General features: G+C 40.5%; 36 protein-coding genes and 1 pseudogene. All 37 read left to right on the top strand.

Translation table 11 applies throughout. From position 1 onward, the window contains the following. Nucleotides 1-204: 204 nt before the first annotated feature. The 37 genes and pseudogenes from rpsJ (at nt 205) to JTI58_RS07900 (ending at nt 21,827) form a co-directional block, all read left to right on the top strand. Nucleotides 205-513 carry a 30S ribosomal protein S10 gene (gene rpsJ / locus JTI58_RS08080; RefSeq protein WP_004233624.1) on the top strand — a complete coding sequence of 103 codons (309 nt, stop codon included), beginning with the start codon at nt 205-207 and terminating at the stop codon, nt 511-513. 46 nt (nt 514-559) lie between these two features. Beyond that, complete coding sequence (gene rplC / locus JTI58_RS08075) at nt 560-1,189, top strand: 50S ribosomal protein L3 (protein ID WP_205446161.1); 630 nt, start codon at nt 560-562, stop codon at nt 1,187-1,189. Nucleotides 1,190-1,215: 26 nt separating this feature from the next. Continuing rightward, a complete protein-coding gene (gene rplD, locus JTI58_RS08070) occupies nt 1,216-1,839 on the top strand; it encodes a 50S ribosomal protein L4 (RefSeq protein ID WP_012296062.1) in 624 nt (207 codons plus the stop codon). After that, a complete protein-coding gene (gene rplW / locus JTI58_RS08065) occupies nt 1,839-2,123 on the top strand; it encodes a 50S ribosomal protein L23 (protein ID WP_036124663.1) in 285 nt (94 codons plus the stop codon). Before rplD ends, rplW begins: the two co-directional genes overlap by 1 nt. Nucleotides 2,124-2,171: 48 nt before the next feature. After that, nucleotides 2,172-3,002, top strand: a complete 831-nt coding sequence (gene rplB, locus JTI58_RS08060; RefSeq protein WP_036124661.1) for a 50S ribosomal protein L2 — start codon at nt 2,172-2,174, stop codon at nt 3,000-3,002. A gap of 60 nt (nt 3,003-3,062) precedes the next feature. After that, nucleotides 3,063-3,341 carry a 30S ribosomal protein S19 gene (rpsS, locus tag JTI58_RS08055; RefSeq protein WP_008181911.1) on the top strand — a complete coding sequence of 93 codons (279 nt, stop codon included), beginning with the start codon at nt 3,063-3,065 and terminating at the stop codon, nt 3,339-3,341. Between the two features lie 22 nt (nt 3,342-3,363). Further along, nucleotides 3,364-3,708 carry a 50S ribosomal protein L22 gene (rplV, locus tag JTI58_RS08050; RefSeq protein ID WP_004233639.1) on the top strand — a complete coding sequence of 115 codons (345 nt, stop codon included), beginning with the start codon at nt 3,364-3,366 and terminating at the stop codon, nt 3,706-3,708. 3 nt (nt 3,709-3,711) lie between these two features. Next, on the top strand, nt 3,712-4,365 hold the full coding sequence (gene rpsC / locus JTI58_RS08045; RefSeq protein ID WP_025116438.1) for a 30S ribosomal protein S3: 654 nt from the start codon (nt 3,712-3,714) through the stop codon (nt 4,363-4,365). A 1-nt stretch (nt 4,366) separates the two neighbouring features. Then, nucleotides 4,367-4,801, top strand: a complete 435-nt coding sequence (rplP, locus tag JTI58_RS08040) for a 50S ribosomal protein L16 (RefSeq protein WP_025116437.1) — start codon at nt 4,367-4,369, stop codon at nt 4,799-4,801. Beyond that, the gene (rpmC, locus tag JTI58_RS08035; RefSeq protein ID WP_004233646.1) at nt 4,791-4,991 is read left to right on the top strand and encodes a 50S ribosomal protein L29; all 201 of its coding nucleotides are present in this window, start codon (nt 4,791-4,793) and stop codon (nt 4,989-4,991) included. The genes rplP and rpmC overlap by 11 nt, the downstream gene beginning before the upstream one ends. 18 nt (nt 4,992-5,009) lie before the next feature. Then, nucleotides 5,010-5,273: a 30S ribosomal protein S17 gene (gene rpsQ / locus JTI58_RS08030; protein WP_008181723.1), complete on the top strand. Its 264-nt coding sequence runs from the start codon at nt 5,010-5,012 to the stop codon at nt 5,271-5,273. Between the two features lie 42 nt (nt 5,274-5,315). After that, complete coding sequence (gene rplN / locus JTI58_RS08025) at nt 5,316-5,684, top strand: 50S ribosomal protein L14 (RefSeq protein ID WP_004233650.1); 369 nt, start codon at nt 5,316-5,318, stop codon at nt 5,682-5,684. A gap of 35 nt (nt 5,685-5,719) precedes the next feature. Further along, on the top strand, nt 5,720-6,028 hold the full coding sequence (gene rplX, locus JTI58_RS08020; protein WP_004233652.1) for a 50S ribosomal protein L24: 309 nt from the start codon (nt 5,720-5,722) through the stop codon (nt 6,026-6,028). A 29-nt stretch (nt 6,029-6,057) separates the two neighbouring features. Beyond that, nucleotides 6,058-6,597, top strand: coding sequence for a 50S ribosomal protein L5 (gene rplE, locus JTI58_RS08015; protein WP_008181719.1), 540 nt, complete (start codon nt 6,058-6,060; stop codon nt 6,595-6,597). Between the two features lie 22 nt (nt 6,598-6,619). Beyond that, a complete protein-coding gene (locus JTI58_RS08010; protein ID WP_004233656.1) occupies nt 6,620-6,805 on the top strand; it encodes a type Z 30S ribosomal protein S14 in 186 nt (61 codons plus the stop codon). 29 nt (nt 6,806-6,834) lie between these two features. Continuing rightward, nucleotides 6,835-7,233, top strand: coding sequence for a 30S ribosomal protein S8 (gene rpsH / locus JTI58_RS08005; protein WP_008181717.1), 399 nt, complete (start codon nt 6,835-6,837; stop codon nt 7,231-7,233). 30 nt (nt 7,234-7,263) lie between these two features. Further along, on the top strand, nt 7,264-7,803 hold the full coding sequence (gene rplF, locus JTI58_RS08000; protein ID WP_008181715.1) for a 50S ribosomal protein L6: 540 nt from the start codon (nt 7,264-7,266) through the stop codon (nt 7,801-7,803). Between the two features lie 32 nt (nt 7,804-7,835). Then, on the top strand, nt 7,836-8,195 hold the full coding sequence (gene rplR, locus JTI58_RS07995) for a 50S ribosomal protein L18 (protein ID WP_205446160.1): 360 nt from the start codon (nt 7,836-7,838) through the stop codon (nt 8,193-8,195). 21 nt (nt 8,196-8,216) lie between these two features. Next, complete coding sequence (gene rpsE, locus JTI58_RS07990; RefSeq protein ID WP_008181711.1) at nt 8,217-8,720, top strand: 30S ribosomal protein S5; 504 nt, start codon at nt 8,217-8,219, stop codon at nt 8,718-8,720. 13 nt (nt 8,721-8,733) lie between these two features. Next, nucleotides 8,734-8,916 (top strand): 50S ribosomal protein L30, encoded by a 183-nt coding sequence (gene rpmD / locus JTI58_RS07985; RefSeq protein WP_004233668.1) that lies wholly within the window; start codon nt 8,734-8,736, stop codon nt 8,914-8,916. A 34-nt stretch (nt 8,917-8,950) separates the two neighbouring features. Continuing rightward, entirely contained in the window at nt 8,951-9,391 is a 441-nt protein-coding gene (gene rplO, locus JTI58_RS07980; protein ID WP_004233670.1) for a 50S ribosomal protein L15, read from the top strand. Next, nucleotides 9,391-10,686: a preprotein translocase subunit SecY gene (secY, locus tag JTI58_RS07975; RefSeq protein WP_004233672.1), complete on the top strand. Its 1,296-nt coding sequence runs from the start codon at nt 9,391-9,393 to the stop codon at nt 10,684-10,686. The genes rplO and secY overlap by 1 nt, the downstream gene beginning before the upstream one ends. A gap of 70 nt (nt 10,687-10,756) precedes the next feature. Then, nucleotides 10,757-11,410, top strand: a complete 654-nt coding sequence (locus JTI58_RS07970; protein WP_016992655.1) for an adenylate kinase — start codon at nt 10,757-10,759, stop codon at nt 11,408-11,410. 249 nt (nt 11,411-11,659) lie between these two features. After that, nucleotides 11,660-11,737, top strand: a pseudogene (locus tag JTI58_RS07965) (type I methionyl aminopeptidase); the annotation flags it as partial. 86 nt (nt 11,738-11,823) lie between these two features. Further along, entirely contained in the window at nt 11,824-12,042 is a 219-nt protein-coding gene (gene infA, locus JTI58_RS07960; protein WP_004233690.1) for a translation initiation factor IF-1, read from the top strand. Between the two features lie 37 nt (nt 12,043-12,079). Next, a complete protein-coding gene (gene rpmJ, locus JTI58_RS07955; protein WP_000868344.1) occupies nt 12,080-12,193 on the top strand; it encodes a 50S ribosomal protein L36 in 114 nt (37 codons plus the stop codon). A 24-nt stretch (nt 12,194-12,217) separates the two neighbouring features. Then, nucleotides 12,218-12,583 carry a 30S ribosomal protein S13 gene (rpsM, locus tag JTI58_RS07950; RefSeq protein WP_004233729.1) on the top strand — a complete coding sequence of 122 codons (366 nt, stop codon included), beginning with the start codon at nt 12,218-12,220 and terminating at the stop codon, nt 12,581-12,583. Between the two features lie 25 nt (nt 12,584-12,608). Then, nucleotides 12,609-12,998, top strand: coding sequence for a 30S ribosomal protein S11 (gene rpsK, locus JTI58_RS07945; RefSeq protein ID WP_004233731.1), 390 nt, complete (start codon nt 12,609-12,611; stop codon nt 12,996-12,998). Nucleotides 12,999-13,137: 139 nt separating this feature from the next. Further along, nucleotides 13,138-14,082, top strand: coding sequence for a DNA-directed RNA polymerase subunit alpha (locus JTI58_RS07940; RefSeq protein WP_004233733.1), 945 nt, complete (start codon nt 13,138-13,140; stop codon nt 14,080-14,082). A gap of 57 nt (nt 14,083-14,139) precedes the next feature. Continuing rightward, nucleotides 14,140-14,520 carry a 50S ribosomal protein L17 gene (gene rplQ, locus JTI58_RS07935; protein ID WP_012296051.1) on the top strand — a complete coding sequence of 127 codons (381 nt, stop codon included), beginning with the start codon at nt 14,140-14,142 and terminating at the stop codon, nt 14,518-14,520. A gap of 424 nt (nt 14,521-14,944) precedes the next feature. Then, nucleotides 14,945-15,790, top strand: coding sequence for an energy-coupling factor ABC transporter ATP-binding protein (locus JTI58_RS07930; RefSeq protein WP_205446159.1), 846 nt, complete (start codon nt 14,945-14,947; stop codon nt 15,788-15,790). Further along, nucleotides 15,766-16,638, top strand: a complete 873-nt coding sequence (locus JTI58_RS07925) for an energy-coupling factor ABC transporter ATP-binding protein (RefSeq protein WP_205446158.1) — start codon at nt 15,766-15,768, stop codon at nt 16,636-16,638. Before JTI58_RS07930 ends, JTI58_RS07925 begins: the two co-directional genes overlap by 25 nt. Next, nucleotides 16,635-17,432, top strand: a complete 798-nt coding sequence (locus JTI58_RS07920) for an energy-coupling factor transporter transmembrane component T family protein (protein WP_205446157.1) — start codon at nt 16,635-16,637, stop codon at nt 17,430-17,432. Before JTI58_RS07925 ends, JTI58_RS07920 begins: the two co-directional genes overlap by 4 nt. Before the next feature lie 13 nt (nt 17,433-17,445). Beyond that, nucleotides 17,446-18,186: a tRNA pseudouridine(38-40) synthase TruA gene (gene truA / locus JTI58_RS07915; protein WP_205446156.1), complete on the top strand. Its 741-nt coding sequence runs from the start codon at nt 17,446-17,448 to the stop codon at nt 18,184-18,186. A 178-nt stretch (nt 18,187-18,364) separates the two neighbouring features. Continuing rightward, a complete protein-coding gene (gene rplM, locus JTI58_RS07910; protein ID WP_004233742.1) occupies nt 18,365-18,802 on the top strand; it encodes a 50S ribosomal protein L13 in 438 nt (145 codons plus the stop codon). Nucleotides 18,803-18,827: 25 nt separating this feature from the next. Continuing rightward, a complete protein-coding gene (gene rpsI, locus JTI58_RS07905) occupies nt 18,828-19,220 on the top strand; it encodes a 30S ribosomal protein S9 (RefSeq protein WP_004233744.1) in 393 nt (130 codons plus the stop codon). 819 nt (nt 19,221-20,039) lie between these two features. Then, the gene (locus tag JTI58_RS07900; protein ID WP_205446155.1) at nt 20,040-21,827 is read left to right on the top strand and encodes an ABC transporter ATP-binding protein; all 1,788 of its coding nucleotides are present in this window, start codon (nt 20,040-20,042) and stop codon (nt 21,825-21,827) included. The last annotated feature ends 80 nt before the right edge of the window (nt 21,828-21,907 follow it).

Raw genomic sequence — 21,907 nt, 5'->3', positions numbered from 1 at the left:
TAGTATTAAGAATATCTACAACATTTAAAAGAATTTAGCGAAAAGACTTGCTTATTCTTTTTTTATTGTATATAATGTTGAATGTTGGTCTTTGACTGCGATGAAACGAGAGGTTGCCGACACACCCGGCCGCTTTGCCATGGCGGTGTGTGGGAAAATTTTCGTGGAGAATGTCTAGAAAATAGGCGAGAAGGAGGGAAAATAATGGCAAAACAAAAGATTCGTATTCGTTTAAAAGCGTATGATCACCGTATTTTAGATCAGTCTGCTGAGAAAATTGTGGAAACTGCAAAACGTTCAGGTGCAAGTGTATCAGGTCCGATTCCACTTCCAACTGAGAAGTCTGTGTACACAATTCTTCGTGCGGTTCACAAGTACAAAGATTCTCGTGAACAATTCGAAATGCGTACGCATAAACGTCTGATCGATATCGTTAACCCAACACCACAAACTGTTGATGCGTTAATGAAACTTGATTTACCATCTGGCGTTGATATCGAAATCAAACTTTAATGGTAAAAATAATATAACTTTTCAAAATTTACAGGAGGTGTGACAAATGGCTAAAGGAATCTTAGGTAGAAAAATTGGTATGACACAAGTTTTCGCTGAAAACGGCGATTTAATCCCGGTAACAGTTATCGAAGCTACGCCAAACGTAGTTCTTCAAAAGAAAACTGTTGAAACAGACGGCTACGAAGCAATTCAAGTTGGTTTCGAAGACAAGCGCGTTAAGCTTTCTAACAAACCTCAACAAGGTCACGTAGCAAAAGCGAACACTGCTCCTAAGCGCTTCATTCGTGAATTCCGCAACGTGAACGTTGGAGAATACGAAGTTGGTCAAGAAGTCAAAGTAGAAATTTTCGCAGAAGGCGATGTAATTGATGTAACTGGTGTTACTAAAGGTAAAGGTTTCCAAGGTGTAATTAAACGCCACGGACAATCTCGTGGTCCTATGGCCCACGGTTCTCGTTACCACCGTCGTCCTGGTTCAATGGGTCCAGTTGCTCCGAACCGCGTATTCAAACAAAAGAAATTACCTGGTCAAATGGGTGGCAATGTAGTTACAATCCAAAACTTAGAAATCGTGAAAGTTGATGCGGAGCGTAACTTACTACTTGTTAAAGGTAATGTTCCTGGTTCTAAAAAAGCTCTAGTTACAGTTAAATCTGCAATTAAAGCTAAGTAATCACTTAAGGAAAGGAGGAAACAGGAATGACAAAAGTATCTGTACTTAGTCAAACAGGTGCTTCAGTTGGTGAAATCGAATTAAACGATGCGATCTTCGGAATCGAGCCAAATGAAGCAGTATTATTCGACGCAGTAGTAGCTCAACGTGCTTCTCTTCGTCAAGGTAATCACAAGGTTAAAAACCGTTCTGAGGTTGCTGGTGGTGGTCGTAAACCATGGCGTCAAAAAGGAACTGGTCGTGCTCGTCAAGGTTCTATCCGTTCTCCACAATGGCGCGGCGGTGGTATCGTATTCGGTCCTACTCCACGTAGCTATTCTTATAAATTACCTAAAAAAGTTCGCCGCTTAGCTCTTAAATCTGCTTTATCAGCTAAAGTAGTAGAACAAAACTTCTTAGTTCTTGATGCTCTAACTCTAGCAGCACCAAAAACAAAAGAATTCACAAAAATTCTTAAAGATCTTTCTTTAGAGAAAAAATCTTTATTCGTAACTGCTGACCTAGATGAAAACGTAGCATTATCTGCTCGTAACATCCCAGGTGTAACAGTTTTAACTGCAAATGGAATCAACGTTCTTGATCTATTAGGTCATGAAAAAGTTGTATTCACTAAATCTGCAGTAGAAAAAGTTGAGGAGGTGCTTGGATAATGGAAGCACGTGATATTTTAAAACGTCCGGTCATTACTGAGCGTTCTTCAGAACTTATGGCAGAGAAAAAGTATACTTTCGAAGTAGACACTCGCGCTAACAAAACTCAAGTAAAAGACGCTGTAGAAGAAATCTTTGGCGTAAAAGTTGAGAAAGTAAACGTTCTTAACTACAAAGGTAAATTCAAGCGCGTTGGCCGTTACGGTGGTTACACTAACAAACGTCGTAAAGCGATTGTTAAATTAACTGCTGATAGCAAAGAAATTGAATTATTCGAAGTGTAATCCTTAATGGATTTATGATTTGAACACTCAAGAAGGAGGGAAAACACAATGGCGATTAAAAAGTATAAACCTACCTCTAATGGTCGTCGTAACATGACGTCATTAGACTTTGCGGAAATTACAACTAACAAGCCTGAGAAATCATTGCTTGAACCAACTAAACGCAAAGCTGGTCGTAACAACCAAGGTAAAATCACTGTTCGTCATCATGGTGGTGGTCATAAGAAGCAATACCGTGTTATCGATTTCAAACGTGTTAAAGATGGCATTCCGGCAAAAGTTGCTACTATTGAATATGATCCAAACCGTTCTGCGAATATCGCATTAATCAACTACGCTGATGGAGCAAAAGCTTACATCTTAGCACCAAAAGGTCTAGAGGTTGGTCAAACAATCGTTTCTGGTCCAGATGCTGATATTAAAGTAGGTAATGCATTACCATTAGCAAACATTCCAATGGGTACTACAATCCATAACATCGAGTTAAAACCTGGTAAAGGTGGACAATTAGTACGTTCAGCTGGTACTTCTGCTCAAGTACTTGGTCGTGAAGATAAGTACGTAATCGTTCGTCTTCAATCTGGTGAAGTACGTTTAGTGTTAGCTACTTGCCGCGCTACAATCGGTCAAGTTGGTAACGAACAACACGAACTTGTACACATCGGTAAAGCAGGTCGTAGCCGTTGGTTAGGTAAACGCCCAGAAGTTCGTGGTTCTGTAATGAACCCTAACGATCACCCACACGGTGGTGGTGAAGGACGTTCTCCAATCGGACGTAAATCACCAATGACTCCTTGGGGTAAACCAGCACTTGGTTACAAAACTCGTAAGAAGAAAAACAAATCGGATAAATTTATCATCCGTAGTCGTAAAAAATAAAGTGGTTAAACTACGGTTCTATGTGAGAGCCGTGGTGGAATCACGGAGGGAGGTTCCTACATGGGTCGCAGCTTGAAAAAAGGACCTTTTGTTGATGACCACTTAATGAAAAAAGTGGAAGTACAAGAGGCTTCTGAGAAAAAACAAGTTATCAAAACTTGGTCACGCCGTTCTACAATCTTCCCGAACTTCATCGGTTTAACGATTGCTGTATATGATGGACGTAAACATGTTCCTGTATACGTAACAGAAGATATGGTAGGCCATAAACTTGGTGAGTTCGCACCGACACGTACTTACAAAGGTCACGGTGCAGACGACAAGAAAACAAGACGCTAATTTTGAGAGGAGGTAAATCCTAATGACACAAGCTAAAGCTATCGCTCGTACAGTACGCATTGCTCCTCGCAAAGTACGTCTAGTTGTAGACTTAATCCGAGGTAAGCAAGTTGGTGAAGCAGTTGCAATTTTACGTCATACTCCAAAAGCGGCGTCTCCAGTCGTTGAGAAAGTATTAAAATCTGCAGTTGCTAATGCTGAGCACAACTACGATCTTGACATCAACTCTTTAGTAGTTTCTGAAGTGTTCGTTGATGAAGGTCCAACTTTAAAACGTTTCCGTCCACGTGCGCAAGGACGTGCAAGCGCAATTAACAAACGCACAAGCCACATCACTCTAGTGGTATCTGAGAAGAAGGAGGGTTAATCCGTGGGTCAAAAAGTACATCCAATAGGACTGCGCGTTGGTATTATTCGTGACTGGGAGTCAAAATGGTACGCTGAAAAAGACTATGCAACTCTACTTCACGAAGACATCAAAGTGCGTAAATATATTGAAACGGCTCTTAAAGACGCTTCTGTTTCTAAAGTAGAAATCGAACGTGCTGCAAACCGTGTAAACATTACAATTCACACTGCGAAACCAGGTATGGTAATCGGTAAAGGTGGTACGGAAGTTGAAAACCTTCGTAAATACCTTAGCGAGTTAACTGGTAAACGTGTACACATCAACATCATTGAAATTAAACGTGCAGATCTTGACGCTCGTCTAGTAGCTGAAAACATCGCTCGTCAATTAGAAAACCGTGTATCATTCCGTCGTGCGCAAAAGCAAGCGATCCAACGCACAATCCGCGCTGGTGCAAAAGGAATTAAAACACAAGTATCTGGTCGTTTAGGTGGCGCTGATATCGCGCGTGCTGAACACTATAGTGAAGGAACTGTTCCACTTCATACTCTACGTGCTGACATTGACTATGCACACGCAGAAGCTGACACTACTTACGGTAAATTAGGCGTTAAAGTATGGATCTACCGTGGTGAAGTTCTTCCTACGAAGAAATCTGTGGAAGGAGGCAAATAATATGTTATTGCCTAAACGCGTAAAATACCGTCGTGAACACCGCGGCAACATGCGTGGCGAAGCGAAAGGCGGCAAAGAAGTATCATTCGGCGAGTGGGGCCTACAAGCTCAAACTGCTAGCTGGATTACTAACCGTCAAATCGAATCTGCCCGTATCGCGATGACTCGTTACATGAAACGTGGCGGTAAAGTTTGGATTAAAATCTTCCCACACAAACCTTACACTAAAAAACCTCTAGAAGTCCGCATGGGTTCTGGTAAAGGTTCTCCTGAAGGTTGGGTAGCAGTAGTAAAACCAGGAAAAATTATGTTCGAAATTGCTGGTGTATCTGAAGAGATTGCACGTGAAGCACTTCGTTTAGCATCACATAAGCTTCCTGTTAAATGTAAGATCGTAAAACGTCAAGAAACTGGTGGTGAATCTAATGAAAGCTAATGAAATCCGTGACCTTGCCACTTCTGAAATTGAATTAAAAGTGAAATCACTGAAAGAAGAGCTTTTCAACCTTCGCTTCCAATTGGCGACTGGTCAATTAGAAAACACAGCTCGTATTCGTGAAGTGCGTAAAGCAATCGCGCGTATGAAAACTGTTATTCGTGAAAGAGAAATCAGTGCAAATAACTGATAAAGGAGGTTTTCAAGTATGACTGAGCGTAATCAACGCAAAGTTTACACGGGCCGCGTAGTTTCAGATAAAATGGACAAAACTGTTACTGTTTTAGTTGAAACTCACAAAAAGCACAAGCTTTACGGTAAACGTGTAAAATACTCTAAAAAGTTTAAAGCTCATGATGAGCAAAACCAAGCGAAAATCGGTGATATCGTACGTATCATGGAGACTCGCCCGCTATCAGCTACTAAACGTTTCCGTCTAGTTGAAGTTGTAGAAAAAGCGGTTATTATTTAATAACTATTTCGGAACAACCATTTCCGAAGGGAGGTAACCTAAGTGATCCAACAAGAAAGTCGTATGAAAGTTGCTGACAACTCAGGTGCACGTGAAGTTCTTACAATTAAAGTGCTTGGTGGCTCTGGCCGTAAAACTGCTAACATCGGTGATATCGTTGTTTGTACAGTTAAGAAAGCAACACCAGGTGGCGTTGTCAAGAAGGGTGACGTTGTTAAAGCTGTTATCGTTCGTACTAAATCAGGCGTACGTCGTAAAGACGGAACGTACATCAAATTTGATGAAAATGCTTGTGTAATTATTCGTGATGATAAATCACCACGCGGAACTCGTATTTTCGGACCTGTTGCACGTGAATTACGTGACAGCAACTTCATGAAAATCGTTTCTCTAGCTCCAGAAGTTCTTTAATTTCATGATAGTGCCAATCAAGGAGGTGCGACAGCATGCATGTAAAAAAAGGTGACAAGGTTAAGGTTATCACTGGTAAGGACAAAGGCAAAGAAGGAGTAATCCTAGCTGCTTTCCCTAAACAAGATCGCGTTCTTGTTGAAGGTGTAAATATCGTGAAAAAGCACGTTAAACCTAACCAATTGAATCCACAAGGTGGGATTGTAAGCCAAGAGGCTGCAATTCACGTTTCGAACGTAATGCTAATCGATCCTAAATCTGGCGAGCCGACTCGTGTAGGTTATAAAATCGAAAACGGTAAAAAAGTTCGTGTTGCAAAAAAATCAGGTGCAGTAATCGACTAATTAGTAAATAAAAGAAGGGAGGTACACACATGAGCCGCCTAAAAGAAAAATATTTAAATGAAGTTTCTCCTGCTCTTATGAGCAAATTTGGATATAAATCAGTTATGCAATTGCCGAAAGTTGACAAAATCGTTATCAACATGGGTGTTGGTGATGCTGTTCAAAACTCTAAAGCATTAGATGCAGCTGTAGAAGAATTAACAATTATCACTGGTCAAAAACCAGTTGTAACTAAAGCGAAAAAATCGATCGCAGGTTTCCGTTTACGTGAAGGTATGCCAATCGGTGCTAAAGTTACATTACGCGGTGAGCGTATGTATGAATTCTTGGACAAATTAATCTCAATCTCACTTCCTCGTGTACGTGACTTCCGTGGTGTTTCTAAAAAAGCATTCGATGGTCGCGGTAACTACACTCTAGGTGTTAAAGAGCAACTAATTTTCCCAGAAATCGATTACGATAAAGTTTCAAAAGTACGCGGTATGGACATCGTGATCGTAACGACAGCGAACTCTGACGAAGAAGCTCGCGAGTTATTGACACAATTCGGTATGCCGTTCCAAAAGTAATTTAAACAAGGAGGGCGAAAACGTGGCTAAAAAATCTATGATCGTTAAACAACAACGTAAGCAAAAGTTTAAAGTGCAAGAATATACACGTTGTGAACGCTGTGGCCGTCCACACTCTGTATATCGCAAATTTAAACTTTGCCGTATTTGTTTCCGAGAACTTGCATATAAGGGACAAATTCCTGGCGTGAAAAAAGCCAGCTGGTAATCCCCTAATTTGGGAAGGAGGTAAATGTAATGACAATGACTGATCCGATTGCAGATATGCTTACTCGCATTCGTAATGCGAACATGGTTCGTCACGAGAAGTTAGAAGTACCGGCTTCCAACGTGAAAAAAGAAATCGCTGAAATTTTAAAGCGTGAAGGTTTCGTACGTGACGTAGAATACGTGGAAGACAACAAGCAAGGTATTATCCGTATCTTCTTAAAATACGGTAAAGATAACGAGCGTGTTATCACTGGCTTAAAACGTATTTCTAAACCTGGTTTACGTGTATATGCTAAAACAAATGAAGTGCCTAAAGTACTGAACGGTCTTGGTATCGCTTTAGTGTCAACTTCACAAGGTTTATTAACAGATAAAGAAGCTCGCGCTAAACAAGTTGGCGGCGAAGTTCTAGCATACGTTTGGTAATTAGCAATAAATGAATGGAGGTGCAACTAAATGTCTCGTGTAGGTAAAAAAATTATCGAGGTACCAGCTAACGTAACTGTTACTGTTGCAGCTGACAACACTGTTACTGTTAAAGGTCCTAAAGGCGAACTTGTTCGTTCTTTCCACCAAGATATGAAAATTGAGCAAGAGGGTAACGTAATCTCTGTATCACGTCCTTCTGAATCAAAAGAACACCGCACAAACCACGGTACTACTCGTGCGCTTCTAGCGAACATGGTTACTGGTGTTTCTGCAGGTTTCGAAAAAGCTTTAGAACTTATCGGTGTTGGTTACCGTGCGCAATTACAAGGCAAAAAACTTGTACTTAACGTAGGTTATTCACATCCAGTAGAGTTCACACCTGAAGATGGTCTTGAAATTGAAGTTCCTTCTAACACTAAAATCATCATTAAAGGTATCAGCAAAGAGCGCGTTGGTGCTCTTGCATCTAACATCCGTGACGTTCGTCCACCAGAGCCATATAAAGGTAAAGGTATCCGTTACGAAGGCGAATACGTTCGTCGTAAAGAAGGTAAAACAGGTAAATAATGCTGCCTAAGCATTAGAAAGGAGTGACCCTTGTGATTACGAAACAGGATAAAAATCAAGTTCGTAAAAAACGTCATGCGCGAGTTCGTTCTAAAATTTCGGGTACTGCTGAGCGTCCACGCTTAAATGTATTCCGTTCTAACAAGAACATCTACGCTCAACTTATCGATGACGTAGCAGGTGTAACAATTGTTAGCGCATCTTCTCAAGAAAAAGGTTTTGAAGGTACTGGTAGCAATGTTGACACTGCATCAAAAATCGGTGAAACAATCGCGAAACGCGCTGCGGAAAAAAATATTACTGCTGTAGTTTTTGACCGTGGTGGTTACTTATATCATGGACGCGTAAAAGCTTTAGCTGAAGCTGCACGTGAGAATGGTTTAGAATTTTAATAAGAAGGAGGGACACATTTCATGAGTCGAATTGACGCAAACAAACTTGGAGAACTTGAAGAACGCGTAGTTACTATTAACCGTGTTGCTAAAGTTGTTAAAGGTGGACGTCGCTTCCGCTTCACAGCACTAGTTGTTGTTGGCGATAGAAACGGTCATGTAGGTTTCGGTACTGGTAAAGCTCAAGAGGTTCCAGATGCTATCCGTAAAGCTGTTGAAGATGCGAAGAAAAACTTAGTAGAAGTGCCACGTGTTGGTGGAACAACTCCACACTTAGTGCTTGGTCGCTTCGGTGCAGGAGAAATCTTAATTAAACCTGCTGCTCCTGGTACAGGGGTTATCGCTGGTGGTCCAGTACGTGCAGTACTAGAACTTGCTGGTATTACTGATATTCTTTCAAAATCTCTTGGATCTAACACACCAATCAACATGGTGCGTGCAACTGTTCAAGGTTTAACTGAATTAAAACGCGTAGAGGACGTAGCTAAATTACGTGGTAAATCAGTGGAAGAAATATTAGGATAAGGGGGGAAAGATAATGGCTAACAAATTAGAAATCACCCTTACTAAATCTGTGATTGGTACTAAACCTGCACAACGCAAAACAGTTGAAGCTTTAGGTTTACGTAAATTACACCAAACTGTAGAGAAAGCTGATAACGCAGCTACTCGCGGCATGCTTGATAAAGTAGCTCACTTAGTTACTGTAAAAGAAATTTAATTTCCAATTATTGAACAAGGAGGTGCCACCCACTATGAAACTGCATGAGTTAAAACCAGCAGAAGGTTCTCGTAAGCAACGCAACCGCGTTGGTCGTGGTATCGGTTCTGGTAACGGTAAAACAGCAGGTAAAGGTCATAAAGGTCAAAACGCTCGTTCTGGTGGCGGTGTACGCCCAGGCTTTGAAGGCGGTCAGAACCCATTATTCCGTCGTTTACCAAAACGTGGCTTTACGAACATTAACCGTAAAGAATACGCTATCGTTAACCTAGATGCTTTAAACCGTTTCGAAGACGGTGCAGAGGTAACTGCTGCATTATTACTTGAAACTGGTCTAGTGAGCAATGAAAAAGCTGGAATTAAAGTTCTAGGCAATGGAACGCTTAATAAAAAGCTTACTGTCAAAGCTCATAAATTCTCAGCTTCAGCGAAAGAAGCAATCGAGAATGCCGGCGGAACTACTGAGGTGATTTAATGTTTCAGACAATCTCTAACTTTATGCGTGTTCGAGATATAAGAAATAAAATCATTTTCACACTTTTAATGTTAATCGTTTTTCGTATTGGAACTTTCATTCCAGTACCTAACGTTGACGCTAATGTATTAAAGGCAACTGATGAGTTTAACCTCGTTGGTTTCCTCAATACTTTTGGCGGTGGTGCTTTAAAGAACTTCTCGATCTTTGCGATGGGGATTATGCCTTACATCACAGCCTCAATTATTGTTCAGTTATTGCAAATGGACGTAGTACCGAAGTTTGCTGAATGGGCAAAGCAAGGTGAAGTCGGAAGACGTAAACTTGCACAATTTACACGCTACTTTACTATTATTCTTGCTTTCATTCAATCATTCGCAATGTCATTCGGTTTTAATAGAATGTATGGCGGGTCATTGATTAAGGAAGAAGGAGTTTTAACATATGTTATAATTTCTATTGTATTAACAGCGGGTACAGCATTCCTAGTATGGCTTGCTGATCAAATTACTGCGCATGGTGTTGGTAATGGTATTTCTGTTGTAATTTTCGCAGGTATCGTTGCGGCATTACCTACAGGTATCAACCAAATCTATGCACAACAAATCGAGGGTGCTGGTGATAAATTATTTATCAACCTAATTATCCTTGGTCTACTTGTTTTAATTTTGCTTGCGGTTGTTATTGGAGTTATCTACGTGCAACAAGCACTACGTAAAATTCCAATTCAATATGCAAAACGAGTTACTGGACGTAACCAACAGACTGGTGGTCAACAAACGCATTTACCGTTAAAAGTAAATGCTGCAGGGGTTATTCCTGTAATCTTTGCTTCAGCGTTTCTGATGACACCTCGTACGTTAGTTCCGTTCTTCGGTGAAAATAATGTTACAACATTCATTAATAACACGTTTGATCATACAAAACCTGTTGGAATGATTATTTATGTAGCATTAATCATCGCATTCACATATTTCTATGCATTCGTACAAGTGAATCCAGAAAATGTGGCTGATAACTTGAAAAAGCAAGGTGCTTATATTCCAGGTATTCGTCCTGGTGAAAACACTCAAACGTATTTAACAAGCGTGTTATATCGTCTGACATTTGTCGGCGCGATTTTCTTAACTGTTATTTCAGTAATGCCGGTTATATTCATAAACTTTATGAATCTACCTGCCTCAGTGCAGATCGGTGGTACTAGTATTATTATCGTAGTCGGCGTAGCGCTCGAAACGATGAAGCAGCTAGAATCTCAACTTGTTAAACGTCACTACAAAGGCTTTATGAAATAATGTTGGTTTTTAGGGAACGTTCCATCGTTTCCTTTAATCAGCAAACCTTTTGTGGGAGGAATATTTCCTAATGAATATCGTTTTAATGGGTCTGCCAGGTGCTGGTAAAGGTACGCAGGCAGATAAAATTGTTGAGAAGTACGCAATTCCTCATATTTCTACAGGCGATATGTTCCGTGCTGCAATTAAAGAAGGTACTGAACTTGGCTTACAAGCTAAATCGTTTATGGATCAAGGTGCACTTGTACCTGATGAAGTAACGATTGGTATTGTTCGTGAGCGACTGGCTAAACCTGATTGTGAAAAAGGATTCTTATTAGATGGTTTCCCACGTACTGTTCCTCAAGCTGAAGCACTAGATAGCATTCTTGCTGATCTAGGTAAAGCTATTGAGCATACATTAAACATTCAAGTTGAAAAGGATGAGTTAATTGCTCGCCTTTCAGGTCGACGTATTTGTAAAACTTGTGGTACATCCTATCATTTAATTTTCAATCCTCCTGCTGAGGAAGGGAAATGTGATAAAGATGGTGGCGAGCTTTATACACGTGCAGATGATAATCCTGAAACGGTTGCGAACCGTCTGGAAGTAAATATGAAACAAGCACAACCTCTACTTGATTTCTATCAAGCTAAAGGTGTGTTAACTAATATAGATGGACAGCAAGATATTAACAAAGTGTTTGCTGATCTTGATGCTCTATTACAGGGCAGCCGCAGCTGATACCCGGCTCCGGGCGCAGAGTACTGCTTCCGCGGGAGGCATGCGGGAGCAACAACGAAACATAATTTTTTTGAGAGTTGCAAAAGCATATTGTGCCCGGTATATATTTCTTCTTAAAAGTGCAACATACCTTTTGGAGGAGTATAATGGGTTTCGTGGAAGCATCTGTGTAACGGGTATGAATATCTCATCCAAGACATTCCGGTATTCGTGTAAACATGGGAGATTCAGTGCCCTTACTGGTTCTGTATATTCCGTGGATTGTGTGAAGCGAAACCAGACGAGCGTCTTTCAAACATCTCTCATACAATCCAAACATATGTTGAAACGAGGTTGCTTCTAAAGTTGCAGCAGATATCCGTTTGATGTAACGATGAGAACTTTAATTTGCATATAGAGAGGAGACAGAGTAGATGGCGAAAGATGATGTAATTGAAGTCGAAGGGACAGTTGTTGAGACTTTGCCAAACGCGATGTTTAAGGTAGAATTAGAAAATGGACATGTGATTCTAGCACACGTATCTGGTAAGATTCGTATGCACTTTATCCGTATTCTACCTGGAGATAAGGTTACTATTGAGTTATCTCCTTATGATTTAACTCGCGGTCGTATCACATACCGTTTTAAATAATCTTTTGCGCTCCGGACTACTAAGGAGGTTAGGTTAGATGAAAGTGAGACCATCTGTGAAACCGATCTGCGAAAAATGTAAAGTAATTCGCCGACGCGGTAAAGTAATGGTAATCTGTGAAAATCCTAAACATAAACAAAAACAAGGTTAATTCTAAAGGAGGTGCACAACGTACATGGCACGTATTGCTGGTGTTGATATTCCTCGCGACAAACGCGTTGTAATTTCATTAACGTACATTTTCGGTATTGGTAAAACTACAGCTCAGAAAGTACTAGCTGATGCAGGTATTTCAGAAGATACACGCGTACGCGACTTAACTGAAGATGAGTTAAACAAAATCCGTGAACAATTAGATTCTTACAAACTTGAAGGTGACTTACGTCGCGAAACTTCATTAAATATTAAACGTCTGATGGAAATCGGTTCATTCCGTGGTATCCGTCACCGTCGTGGCTTACCTGTTCGTGGTCAAAATACGAAGAACAATGCGCGTACGCGTAAAGGTCCTCGTAAAACAGTTGCGAACAAGAAAAAATAATTGGTAAAGGAGGTTCCTTCTTAACATGGCTCGTAAACAACAAACTCGTAAACGTCGTGTGAAAAAGAATATCGAATCTGGTATCGCACACATTCGTTCTACATTTAACAATACAATCGTAACGATTACAGATATGCAAGGTAACGCTGTATCTTGGTCAAGTGCTGGTGCTCTTGGTTTCCGTGGTTCACGTAAATCTACACCATTCGCTGCTCAAATGGCTGCAGAAACTGCTGCTAAAACATCCCTTGAACATGGTCTGAAAACGTTGGAAGTAACTGTTAAAGGTCCTGGTGCTGGTCGTGAAGCTGCTATTCGTGCACTTCAAGCTGCTGGTTTAGAAGTAACTGCTATTAAAGACGTTACTCCAGTTCCTCACAATGGTTGCCGTCCGCCAAAACGTCGTCGCGTGTAATGGGTGCGTCTCATATTGTATGAGAACATCATTTTTTGTACAGACTGTCTTGTGCAGATAATAAACGATACGTCATTGACGATCGAATCTATGATGGAAAGAACCTATACATTCGATGTTTTGAAGGAGGGTAAATAAAATGATCGAAATTGAAAAACCAAAGATTGAAACGGTGGAGATCAGCGAAGATTCCAAATATGGAAAGTTTGTTGTAGAACCGCTTGAACGCGGATATGGAAACACTTTGGGTAATTCTTTACGTCGTATCCTTCTGTCTTCATTACCAGGAGCTGCTGTCACTTCAATTCAAATTGATGGTGTTCTTCACGAATTCTCAACTGTAGAAGGCGTAGTAGAAGATGTAGCTTCAATCATTTTGAACGTGAAAAAACTAGCTCTTAAAATCTACTCTGACGAAGAAAAAGTTATTGAGATTGATGTTAAAGGCGATGGTACAGTTACGGCTGCTGACATTACACATGACAGTGACGTGGAAATTTTAAACCCAGATCTATATATTGCAACAATCGCTAAAAACGGTCATTTACGTATGCGTATGTATGCACAACGCGGCCGTGGTTACACTCCTGCTGATCAAAACAAACGTGAGGATCTTCCTATCGGCGTGATCCCGATCGACTCTATTTACACTCCAGTATCACGCGTCAATTTCCAAGTGGAAAATACTCGTGTAGGTCAGTCTTCTGACTACGACAAACTTTCTCTTGATGTGTGGACAGATGGCAGCATCGGTCCGAAAGAGGCGATTTCGCTCGGAGCAAAAATTTTAACCGAGCATCTTAACATCTTCGTTGGCATGACAGATGAGGCACAAACTGCTGAAATCATGGTCGAAAAAGAAGAAGATCAAAAAGAAAAAGTTTTAGAGATGACTATCGAAGAACTTGATCTTTCTGTTCGTTCTTATAACTGTTTAAAACGCGCTGGTATTAATACAGTACTAGAACTTGCGAATAAATCAGAAGACGATATGATGAAAGTTCGTAACCTTGGACGTAAGTCATTAGAAGAAGTAAAAGCGAAGTTAGAAGAGCTTGGTTTAGGATTACGCAAAGAAGACTAAGCGATTTAAACACAACTAACAAGATCAGATTTTTTTCTATAAAGGAGGGAAACATCCATGGGTTACAGAAAACTTGGTCGTACAAGTTCTCAACGTAAAGCGATGTTACGTGACTTAGCTACTGATTTAATCATCAACGAGCGCATCGAAACTACTGAGGCTCGCGCTAAAGAAGTACGTAAAGCTGTTGAAAAAATGATTACTTTAGGTAAACGCGGAGATTTACATGCACGCCGTCAAGCTGCTGCATTCATCCGTCGTGAACTAGTAACAACGACTGATGCAGAAGGTAACGAAACAACATCATTTGCACTTCAAAAGTTATTTGATGATGTTGCACCACGTTATGCTGAGCGTCAAGGTGGTTACACTCGTATTCTTAAAGTAGGTCCTCGTCGTGGTGACGGTGCACCTGTTGTTGTGATTGAACTAGTTTAATCATAAGAGAAAACTTGTGGTGAAGAGGGTGGGAATCACCACCCTCTTTCTTTATAAATGATTTATACGACAAATAATTAAGCTGAGCGTTATGATGAGCGGACACTTAAGGGTGTGGCGTCTCGTTTAGCTCTCCGCACCTCATTCAGGAGAAATAAGGGCTTGAGCACCCGTATTTCTTGTAAATGTAACGACTAGCGCATTTCTATCGAATGAGGTGCGCGCTTTTTTATTAGATTAGATGGCGCCAATTTGTGGTGCTTTTTTTAATATATGGGTGGTATTTTGTTATTTAATAAGCCATTATTAATTTGAGTTGTTATTGTAGTATTTTTCTTTTATCGACATACGGATTGTAGTAGAATTCATACATAAAAAAGTGTAAGTTAGTTAGTAGAGCTGAGCGTAGAGAGGAGTTCTAGATATGCCTGAAATTTTATCTTTAAATAATGTGACTTTTTCATATACACCAGAAATTCAAAACAGTCGTAATGCTGTTGAAAATGTTAGCTTTGCTGTTGAAGAAGGCGAATGGATAGCTATAGTCGGACATAATGGTTCGGGTAAGTCCACGATTGCTAAGCTGATGAATGGTTTATTATTTCCTCAGCAGGGGGATGTGCGAATACTACGAGAACCCTTAAATGAAGAAAATCTTTGGGAATCCCGCTCCTTAATGGGAATGGTTTTTCAAAATCCTGACAATCAATTTGTTGGTGCAACGGTACAGGATGATGTTGCATTTGCTTTGGAAAACAACGGCATCCCCTTTGAAGAAATGGTGAAGCGTGTACATGCGGCACTGGACCAAGTAAAAATGAGTCAGTTTTTAGACCATGAGCCACATCATTTATCTGGTGGACAGAAACAGCGTGTTGCCATTGCTGGGGCACTTGCATTAAAGCCAAAGCTTTTAATTTTAGATGAGGCGACATCCATGTTAGATCCTCAGGGACGTGCAGAGGTTTTACAAACTGTCCAAACATTACGTGCGGAAACAGGATTAACAGTTTTATCTATTACACATGATTTAGAAGAGGCAATGTTAGCAGATCGTGTTCTTTTTATGAATGATGGTAAGAAATTTGCAGAAGGCACACCTGCTGAAATCTTTGCACTAGGGGACAAGCTGGTTGAATTTGGACTGGATTTGCCATTTGCCTTAAAGTTATCAAAGCTATTGCAAAAGGAAGGTGTTCCATTAATGGGACAACATATGACAGAAGAAGAGTTGGTGAATGATTTATGGACATCAAACTTCAACAAGTAAGCTATGCCTATGCAAAAGGAACTCCCTTTGAAAAACGGGCATTATTCGATGTAGATTTTGACATCCCATCCCATACTTATCAAGCGATTATTGGCCATACTGGTTCTGGAAAATCAACGATTCTTCAGCTTTTTAACGCACTTCTAAGACCTACTTCAGGAGAAGTACATATTGGGGATCGCATAATTGTGGCTGGTAAAAAAGCGAAGGATTTAAATTCAGTACGACAAAAGGTCGGCATTGTCTTTCAATTTCCGGAGCATCAATTATTTGAAGAGACAGTGTTAAAGGATATTATGTTTGGTCCAATGAACTTTGGTATATCAGAGGAGGAAGCTGAAGCTCGTGCAAGAGAACTGGTCAGCTTAGTTGGCTTGCCTGATAACGTTCTGGATAAATCACCATTCGATTTATCAGGCGGTCAAATGCGTCGAGTAGCTATTGCGGGTGTTTTAGCGATGGATCCAGAGGTTATTGTATTAGATGAACCAACAGCAGGCCTTGATCCGCGAGGTCAAAAAGAAATTATGGATATGTTTTATCAGCTGCATCAAGAACGTCATCTTACAACCATTCTAGTGACCCATAGTATGGAGGATGCAGCTCGATATGCAGATAATATTGTGATCATGCATGAAGGAAAGAATGTCTTAAGTGGAACACCACGAGTTATTTTTAAAGATGTTGATACCTTAAAGAAATTCCGTTTGGAGCCACCACGTATTGTCCGCTTTCAACAAAAGATCGAGCATATGATGGGTCGTTCTTTGTCTAAGGTTTGTTTGACAGAGGAGGAGCTTGCTGCTGAAATTGCTCAAGCGCTTAGAGAGGAGCGTGCGGAGTCATGATGGAAAAAATGATCTTTGGCCGCTTCTTACCGGGTGATTCACCTGTGCATAAACTTGATCCACGGTCAAAGCTAATCTTTGTGTTCGCCTTTATTATTATTGTGTTTTTGGCTAATAATACGGTGACATATGCCATGCTACTCGCTTTCACGCTACTGATTGTCTTAGTATCGCGCATTCGCCTGTATTTTTTAATTAATGGTCTCAAACCTGTGCTCTTTTTAATGGCCTTCACATTCCTTCTCCATATTTTTATGACGAAGGAAGGCGTCCCTATTTTTGAATCAAAATTCATTACGATTTATGATGAAGGGATTAAACGGGGAATATTTATTTCAATCCGTTTTCTAGTATTAGTATTTATGACGTCAATTTTAACGTTAACGACATCACCTATTTCTATTACAGATGGTATTGAAGTTCTGTTGAATCCATTAAAAGCAATAAAAGTACCCGTCCATGAATTAGCTTTAATGATGTCCATCTCATTACGCTTTATTCCAACCTTAATGGATGAGACGGACAAGATTATGAAGGCTCAAATGGCACGGGGCTCTGATTTATCATCTGGACCAATTAAGGACCGTATAAAGGCAGTAGTGCCGTTGCTTGTCCCGCTCTTTGTCAGCGCCTTTAAGCGAGCGGAGGATTTAGCAACAGCGATGGAAGTAAGAGGCTATCGTGGTGGAGAAGGGCGTACAAGATACCGTAGGCTAAAATGGGATATGGGGGACACATTTGCGCTTGTATTATTAGTAGCAATAGGCGTATTGCTATTCTTCTATAGAAGTTAAAGGAGTAGGCTTTATGCGACGATTAAAAGTAATTATAAGCTATGATGGAACGCTTTTTTCTGGCTACCAAGTACAGCCAGGGGAGCGCACAGTGCAGGCTGAGCTTGAGCGTGTTCTAGCCATTATGCATAAGGGAGAAAAGGTGAAGGTAACTGCAAGTGGCCGTACAGATGCTAGAGTTCATGCGACAGGGCAAACGTTGCATTTTGATACATCACTCGCCATCCCAACAGAAAAGTATAGTAAGGCTTTGAATGTGCAACTGCCAAGAGATATTCGCGTATTATCGGTAGAGGAAGTGGCACATGATTTTCATGCGCGTTACAGCGTGACTGGGAAGCGATACCGTTATATTTGGTCTTGTGAGCCTATTCAAAGTCCATTCCGCAGATATTACACTGTGGAGACAAATGGAGTTAAACCCGACGTAGAGGCGATGCAAGAGGCTGCTAAGGCTATCATTGGTACACATGACTTTTCTTGTTTTTGTGCAGCGAATACAAGCGTGAAAGATAAAGTACGCACAGTAACAATGCTGCAGTTTGAATGGCATGGAGAGGAGCTACATATGGTGATTGAAGGTAATGGCTTCTTATATAATATGGTACGTATTATTGCAGGTACTCTTTGGGAGGTTGGCATTGGTCGACGGAAGATCGACAATGTGTCGCAGGTAGTTGCTTTAGGGGATCGTGATAAGGCAGGAAAAACCGCACCACCACAAGGTCTATACTTAGAAAAAGTGTTCTATTAGTGGTGTTCTACAATTCTGAACAACTTCACCAGGTGTTTAATGAAATTGCTTGACTTTAAAAGTCATTCATTATATGATAACAGATGGTATTTTCATTACCACCACAAATAAGCCCCGAAACTTATAGTGTAGTCTAATGAAAAATAACGGTAATCGAATCGATTAGGAGGATATATACATGCGTACAACATTCATGGCTAAAGGTCACGAAGTAGACCGTAAATGGTTAGTAGTTGATGCAGAAGGCCAAACTCTTGGACGTTTAGCTTCTGAAGTAGCTGCAATCTTACGTGGTAAACATAAACCAACATTCACACCAAACGTTGACACAGGTGATCACGTAATCATCATCAACGCTGACAAAATCCATTTAACTGGTAACAAATTAGAGGGTAAACTTTACCGTCACCACACTCAATTTGCGGGTGGTTTAAAAACTCGTACTGCTGGTGAAATGTTAGATAAATACCCAACAAGAATGATCGAATTAGCAGTTAAAGGAATGCTTCCTAAAAACTCTTTAGGTCGTAAAATGTTCACTAAACTTAATGTTTACACTGGAACAGAGCATCCACATGCTGCACAAAAACCAGAAGCATACGAGCTTCGCGGATAATATAAATTAAGAGGAGGATATTACTTTGGCACAAGTTCAATACATCGGCACTGGTCGCCGTAAAAGCTCTGTAGCTCGCGTACGTTTAGTACCAGGTACAGGTAAAATTGTTATCAACAAACGTGAAATCGAAGAATACGTACCATTCGCTGCATTACGCGAAGTAATTAAACAACCATTAGTAGCTACTGAAACTACAGGAAGCTATGATATCCACGTAAACGTTAACGGTGGTGGATACACTGGTCAAGCTGGTGCTGTTCGTCACGGTATCGCTCGTGCTCTACTTCAAGTAGACCCAGATTTCCGTGCTGCATTAAAATCAGCTGGATTACTTACTCGTGATTCACGCATGAAAGAACGTAAAAAACCAGGTCTACGCGGCGCTCGTCGTGCACCTCAGTTCTCAAAACGTTAATATCGGCTTTTCAAGACTCTTTTCACTTATGTGGAAAGGGTCTTTTTTATTTTTAGGAGCGTAGGATAAAAATCTCTAATACAGAATGGTCTTCTTAGACACATTTTCCAATCGCTAAGAAGTGATTTATTCATCATATAGATTCAAAATTCTAAAGAAACATGAAGACCTTAATCTATGTTGAGTACTTATAAAAAAGTTATGATAATCATTTACTAAAAGGAATATCTTATTCCATACAAATAAATATGTAAAAAGGATCTTCTGCCGCTCTTATGGTTGCTAGCAATAAGCCAGTCACCCTTATATTCAAGAATGATCTGAGCTGACACTATCCATTTAACAATCAGCCTGTACTTTTTTGCGATGGATGTTAAATCTAAATATTTTTCAGAAATATGGTAACTGATATTGATTGTTATTCTCAGTGATTCTCCAATAAAAGATGGACTAAGTAAACTGGTCCAATTTAAAAGGGAATGGAGGATTATCTGTATTTTTTGGGTGTAAAAATGATTTTAGCGGTGCCGATGTGTTTGTTGCTTTCTTTATTATCGACATGCATGTCAACAGTACTAACGAGTAACATAGAGTTATCAAATGTGGCGTCTGCATAGTCAAATACAAATAAAATATTAAATACGGAATGAACGGGAACACAAGTAGCGACGCGGATTGTTGTAACAGTATACAGGAGTGTGGAGGTGCCGGTTTTTTCACAGTGGACTATAATTGCACTTTTTACTCAGGTAGGGGGTGTTATTTTTTTTGCGAAGAAATTGGTAAGTTCGATAATAAATAAGAAGGGGTGTTTGTGGTATGAAGATTGCGTGGCGTATTTTGTATAGTGCTAAAAGATACTGGTTACAGCTAAGTTTTGGGCTTCTGGGTGTAATTGTAGCTACAATATCCGGATTTTATTTGCCATGGGCGTTAAGGGAACTGACTAGTCTAGCGACAGAGGGAAGCGAGAATTTTGCTACTGGTGCGCTGTATATTGGTCTTGCCTTGCTTGGGGCAACCGCCTTACAAGCAATCGCCACTTCAGCGGCTGGCTATTTGAATCATTATGCGGGTATGCATTATGTATCGGATTTGAGGACAAAGCTTTACGGAAAGTTTCAGCGAATGAGTTTACGTTATTTTAATAAAAGCCGAACGGGTGATTTGACTGGTCGAGTAGTGAATGACGCGATGGAGGCAGAGATCTTTTTGGCGTATGTCATTCCTGAGTTTGTGATCAATGTATTGACTTTTATTGGCGTAGGAATTTTGCTACTAACGATCAATGTCAAGCTGGCTTTGCTTAGCCTCACTACCATTCCTTTTCTTTTAGCAATTACGATTTGGCAAAGTAAGCGCCTATCGCCGATGTGGAAAGAGAATGCTAAGGCACGTGGAGAAATATCGGGCAAAGTGCAGGAGAACTTATCTGGAATTAAAGAGATCCAGATTTTCAATCGTCAGCATGTAGAACAGCGTAGGATATCACAATTATCATTAAAACAAGCGAACACGTATTTAAAAGCACGCTTTCTCTATGAGACTTCGTATCCTTTACTCGCCTTTGTAACAGCACTTGGAACCGTTCTAGTCGTCATTGTAGGCGGTAGATTGGTAGCAACAGGGGAAATTAGCATTGCTGATATCATCGGTTTTATTGCTTACTTAGGGCTGTTTTATACCCCCGTTAAGACGTTTTCTGCATTGGCAGAAAGAGCAGGGCAAGCGAGTGCAGGTTGCAAACGCGTGTTTGAAGTTTTAGATCAACAATCGGATATTCAGGAAAAGAAAGATGCCATTGTTCTACCTCGAGTAACAGGAAAAATTGATTTTCAGAATGTTTCTTTTGCCTATCAAGATGGGATACCTATTATAGAGAATGTTAATTTAACGATTGCCCCTGGGCAGTCCGTTGCTTTAGTTGGTACAACGGGTGTAGGTAAATCGACGCTGGCTAGCTTAATCAACCGTTTTTATGATCCCCAAGAAGGTTCAATCGAAATTGATGGCATTGATCTTCGTGATGTAACGTTGGAAAGTCTACGAAGTAATATCTCGATGGTTTTGCAGGATACGTTTTTGTTTGATGGCACAGTGTATGACAATATTGCATATGGTTGGAAAGATGCGACGAATGAACAAGTTTTGGAGGCGGCAAAAGCAGCGAATGCCCATAGTTTTATTGAACAGATGGACGAAGGGTATGACACAATTATCGGTGAGCGTGGCGTGCGTCTGTCAGGGGGACAAAAACAACGGCTGTCGATTGCCAGAGCGATACTGCGCAATGCCCCCATTTTGATTTTGGATGAAGCGACCTCTTCTTTGGATACAAAGACGGAAAAAGAGATTCAGCAAGCGCTTGATGAGATTGCTAAAGGGAGGACGACATTGGTGATTGCCCACCGTTTGTCCACAATTCGTCGTGCCGATAAGATTGTAGTACTTGATAGAACGGGGATTGCCGAAGTTGGTACCCATGATGAATTAATCAGTCTCGATGGAATTTACGCTCACTTGCATGCTACGGGAAATGACGAACATCCTGCAGTTACAATGGGATCAAGAGAGGAGAGTGGACCTCCAATTTTTCAGAATAGTTAATGAATAGATTGAGAACACGTGGTGTACAAATGACACACGTAGTTTAGAGGAGCTAGCATAAATAATTCTTCCTAACCCCT

Source organism: Lysinibacillus fusiformis (assembly GCF_016925635.1).
In the GTDB taxonomy this organism is placed as follows: Bacteria; Bacillota; Bacilli; order Bacillales_A; family Planococcaceae; genus Lysinibacillus; species Lysinibacillus fusiformis_F.
Note: the sequence above shows the minus strand (reverse complement) of the source record. Positions and strands in the feature narration are given on the sequence as shown.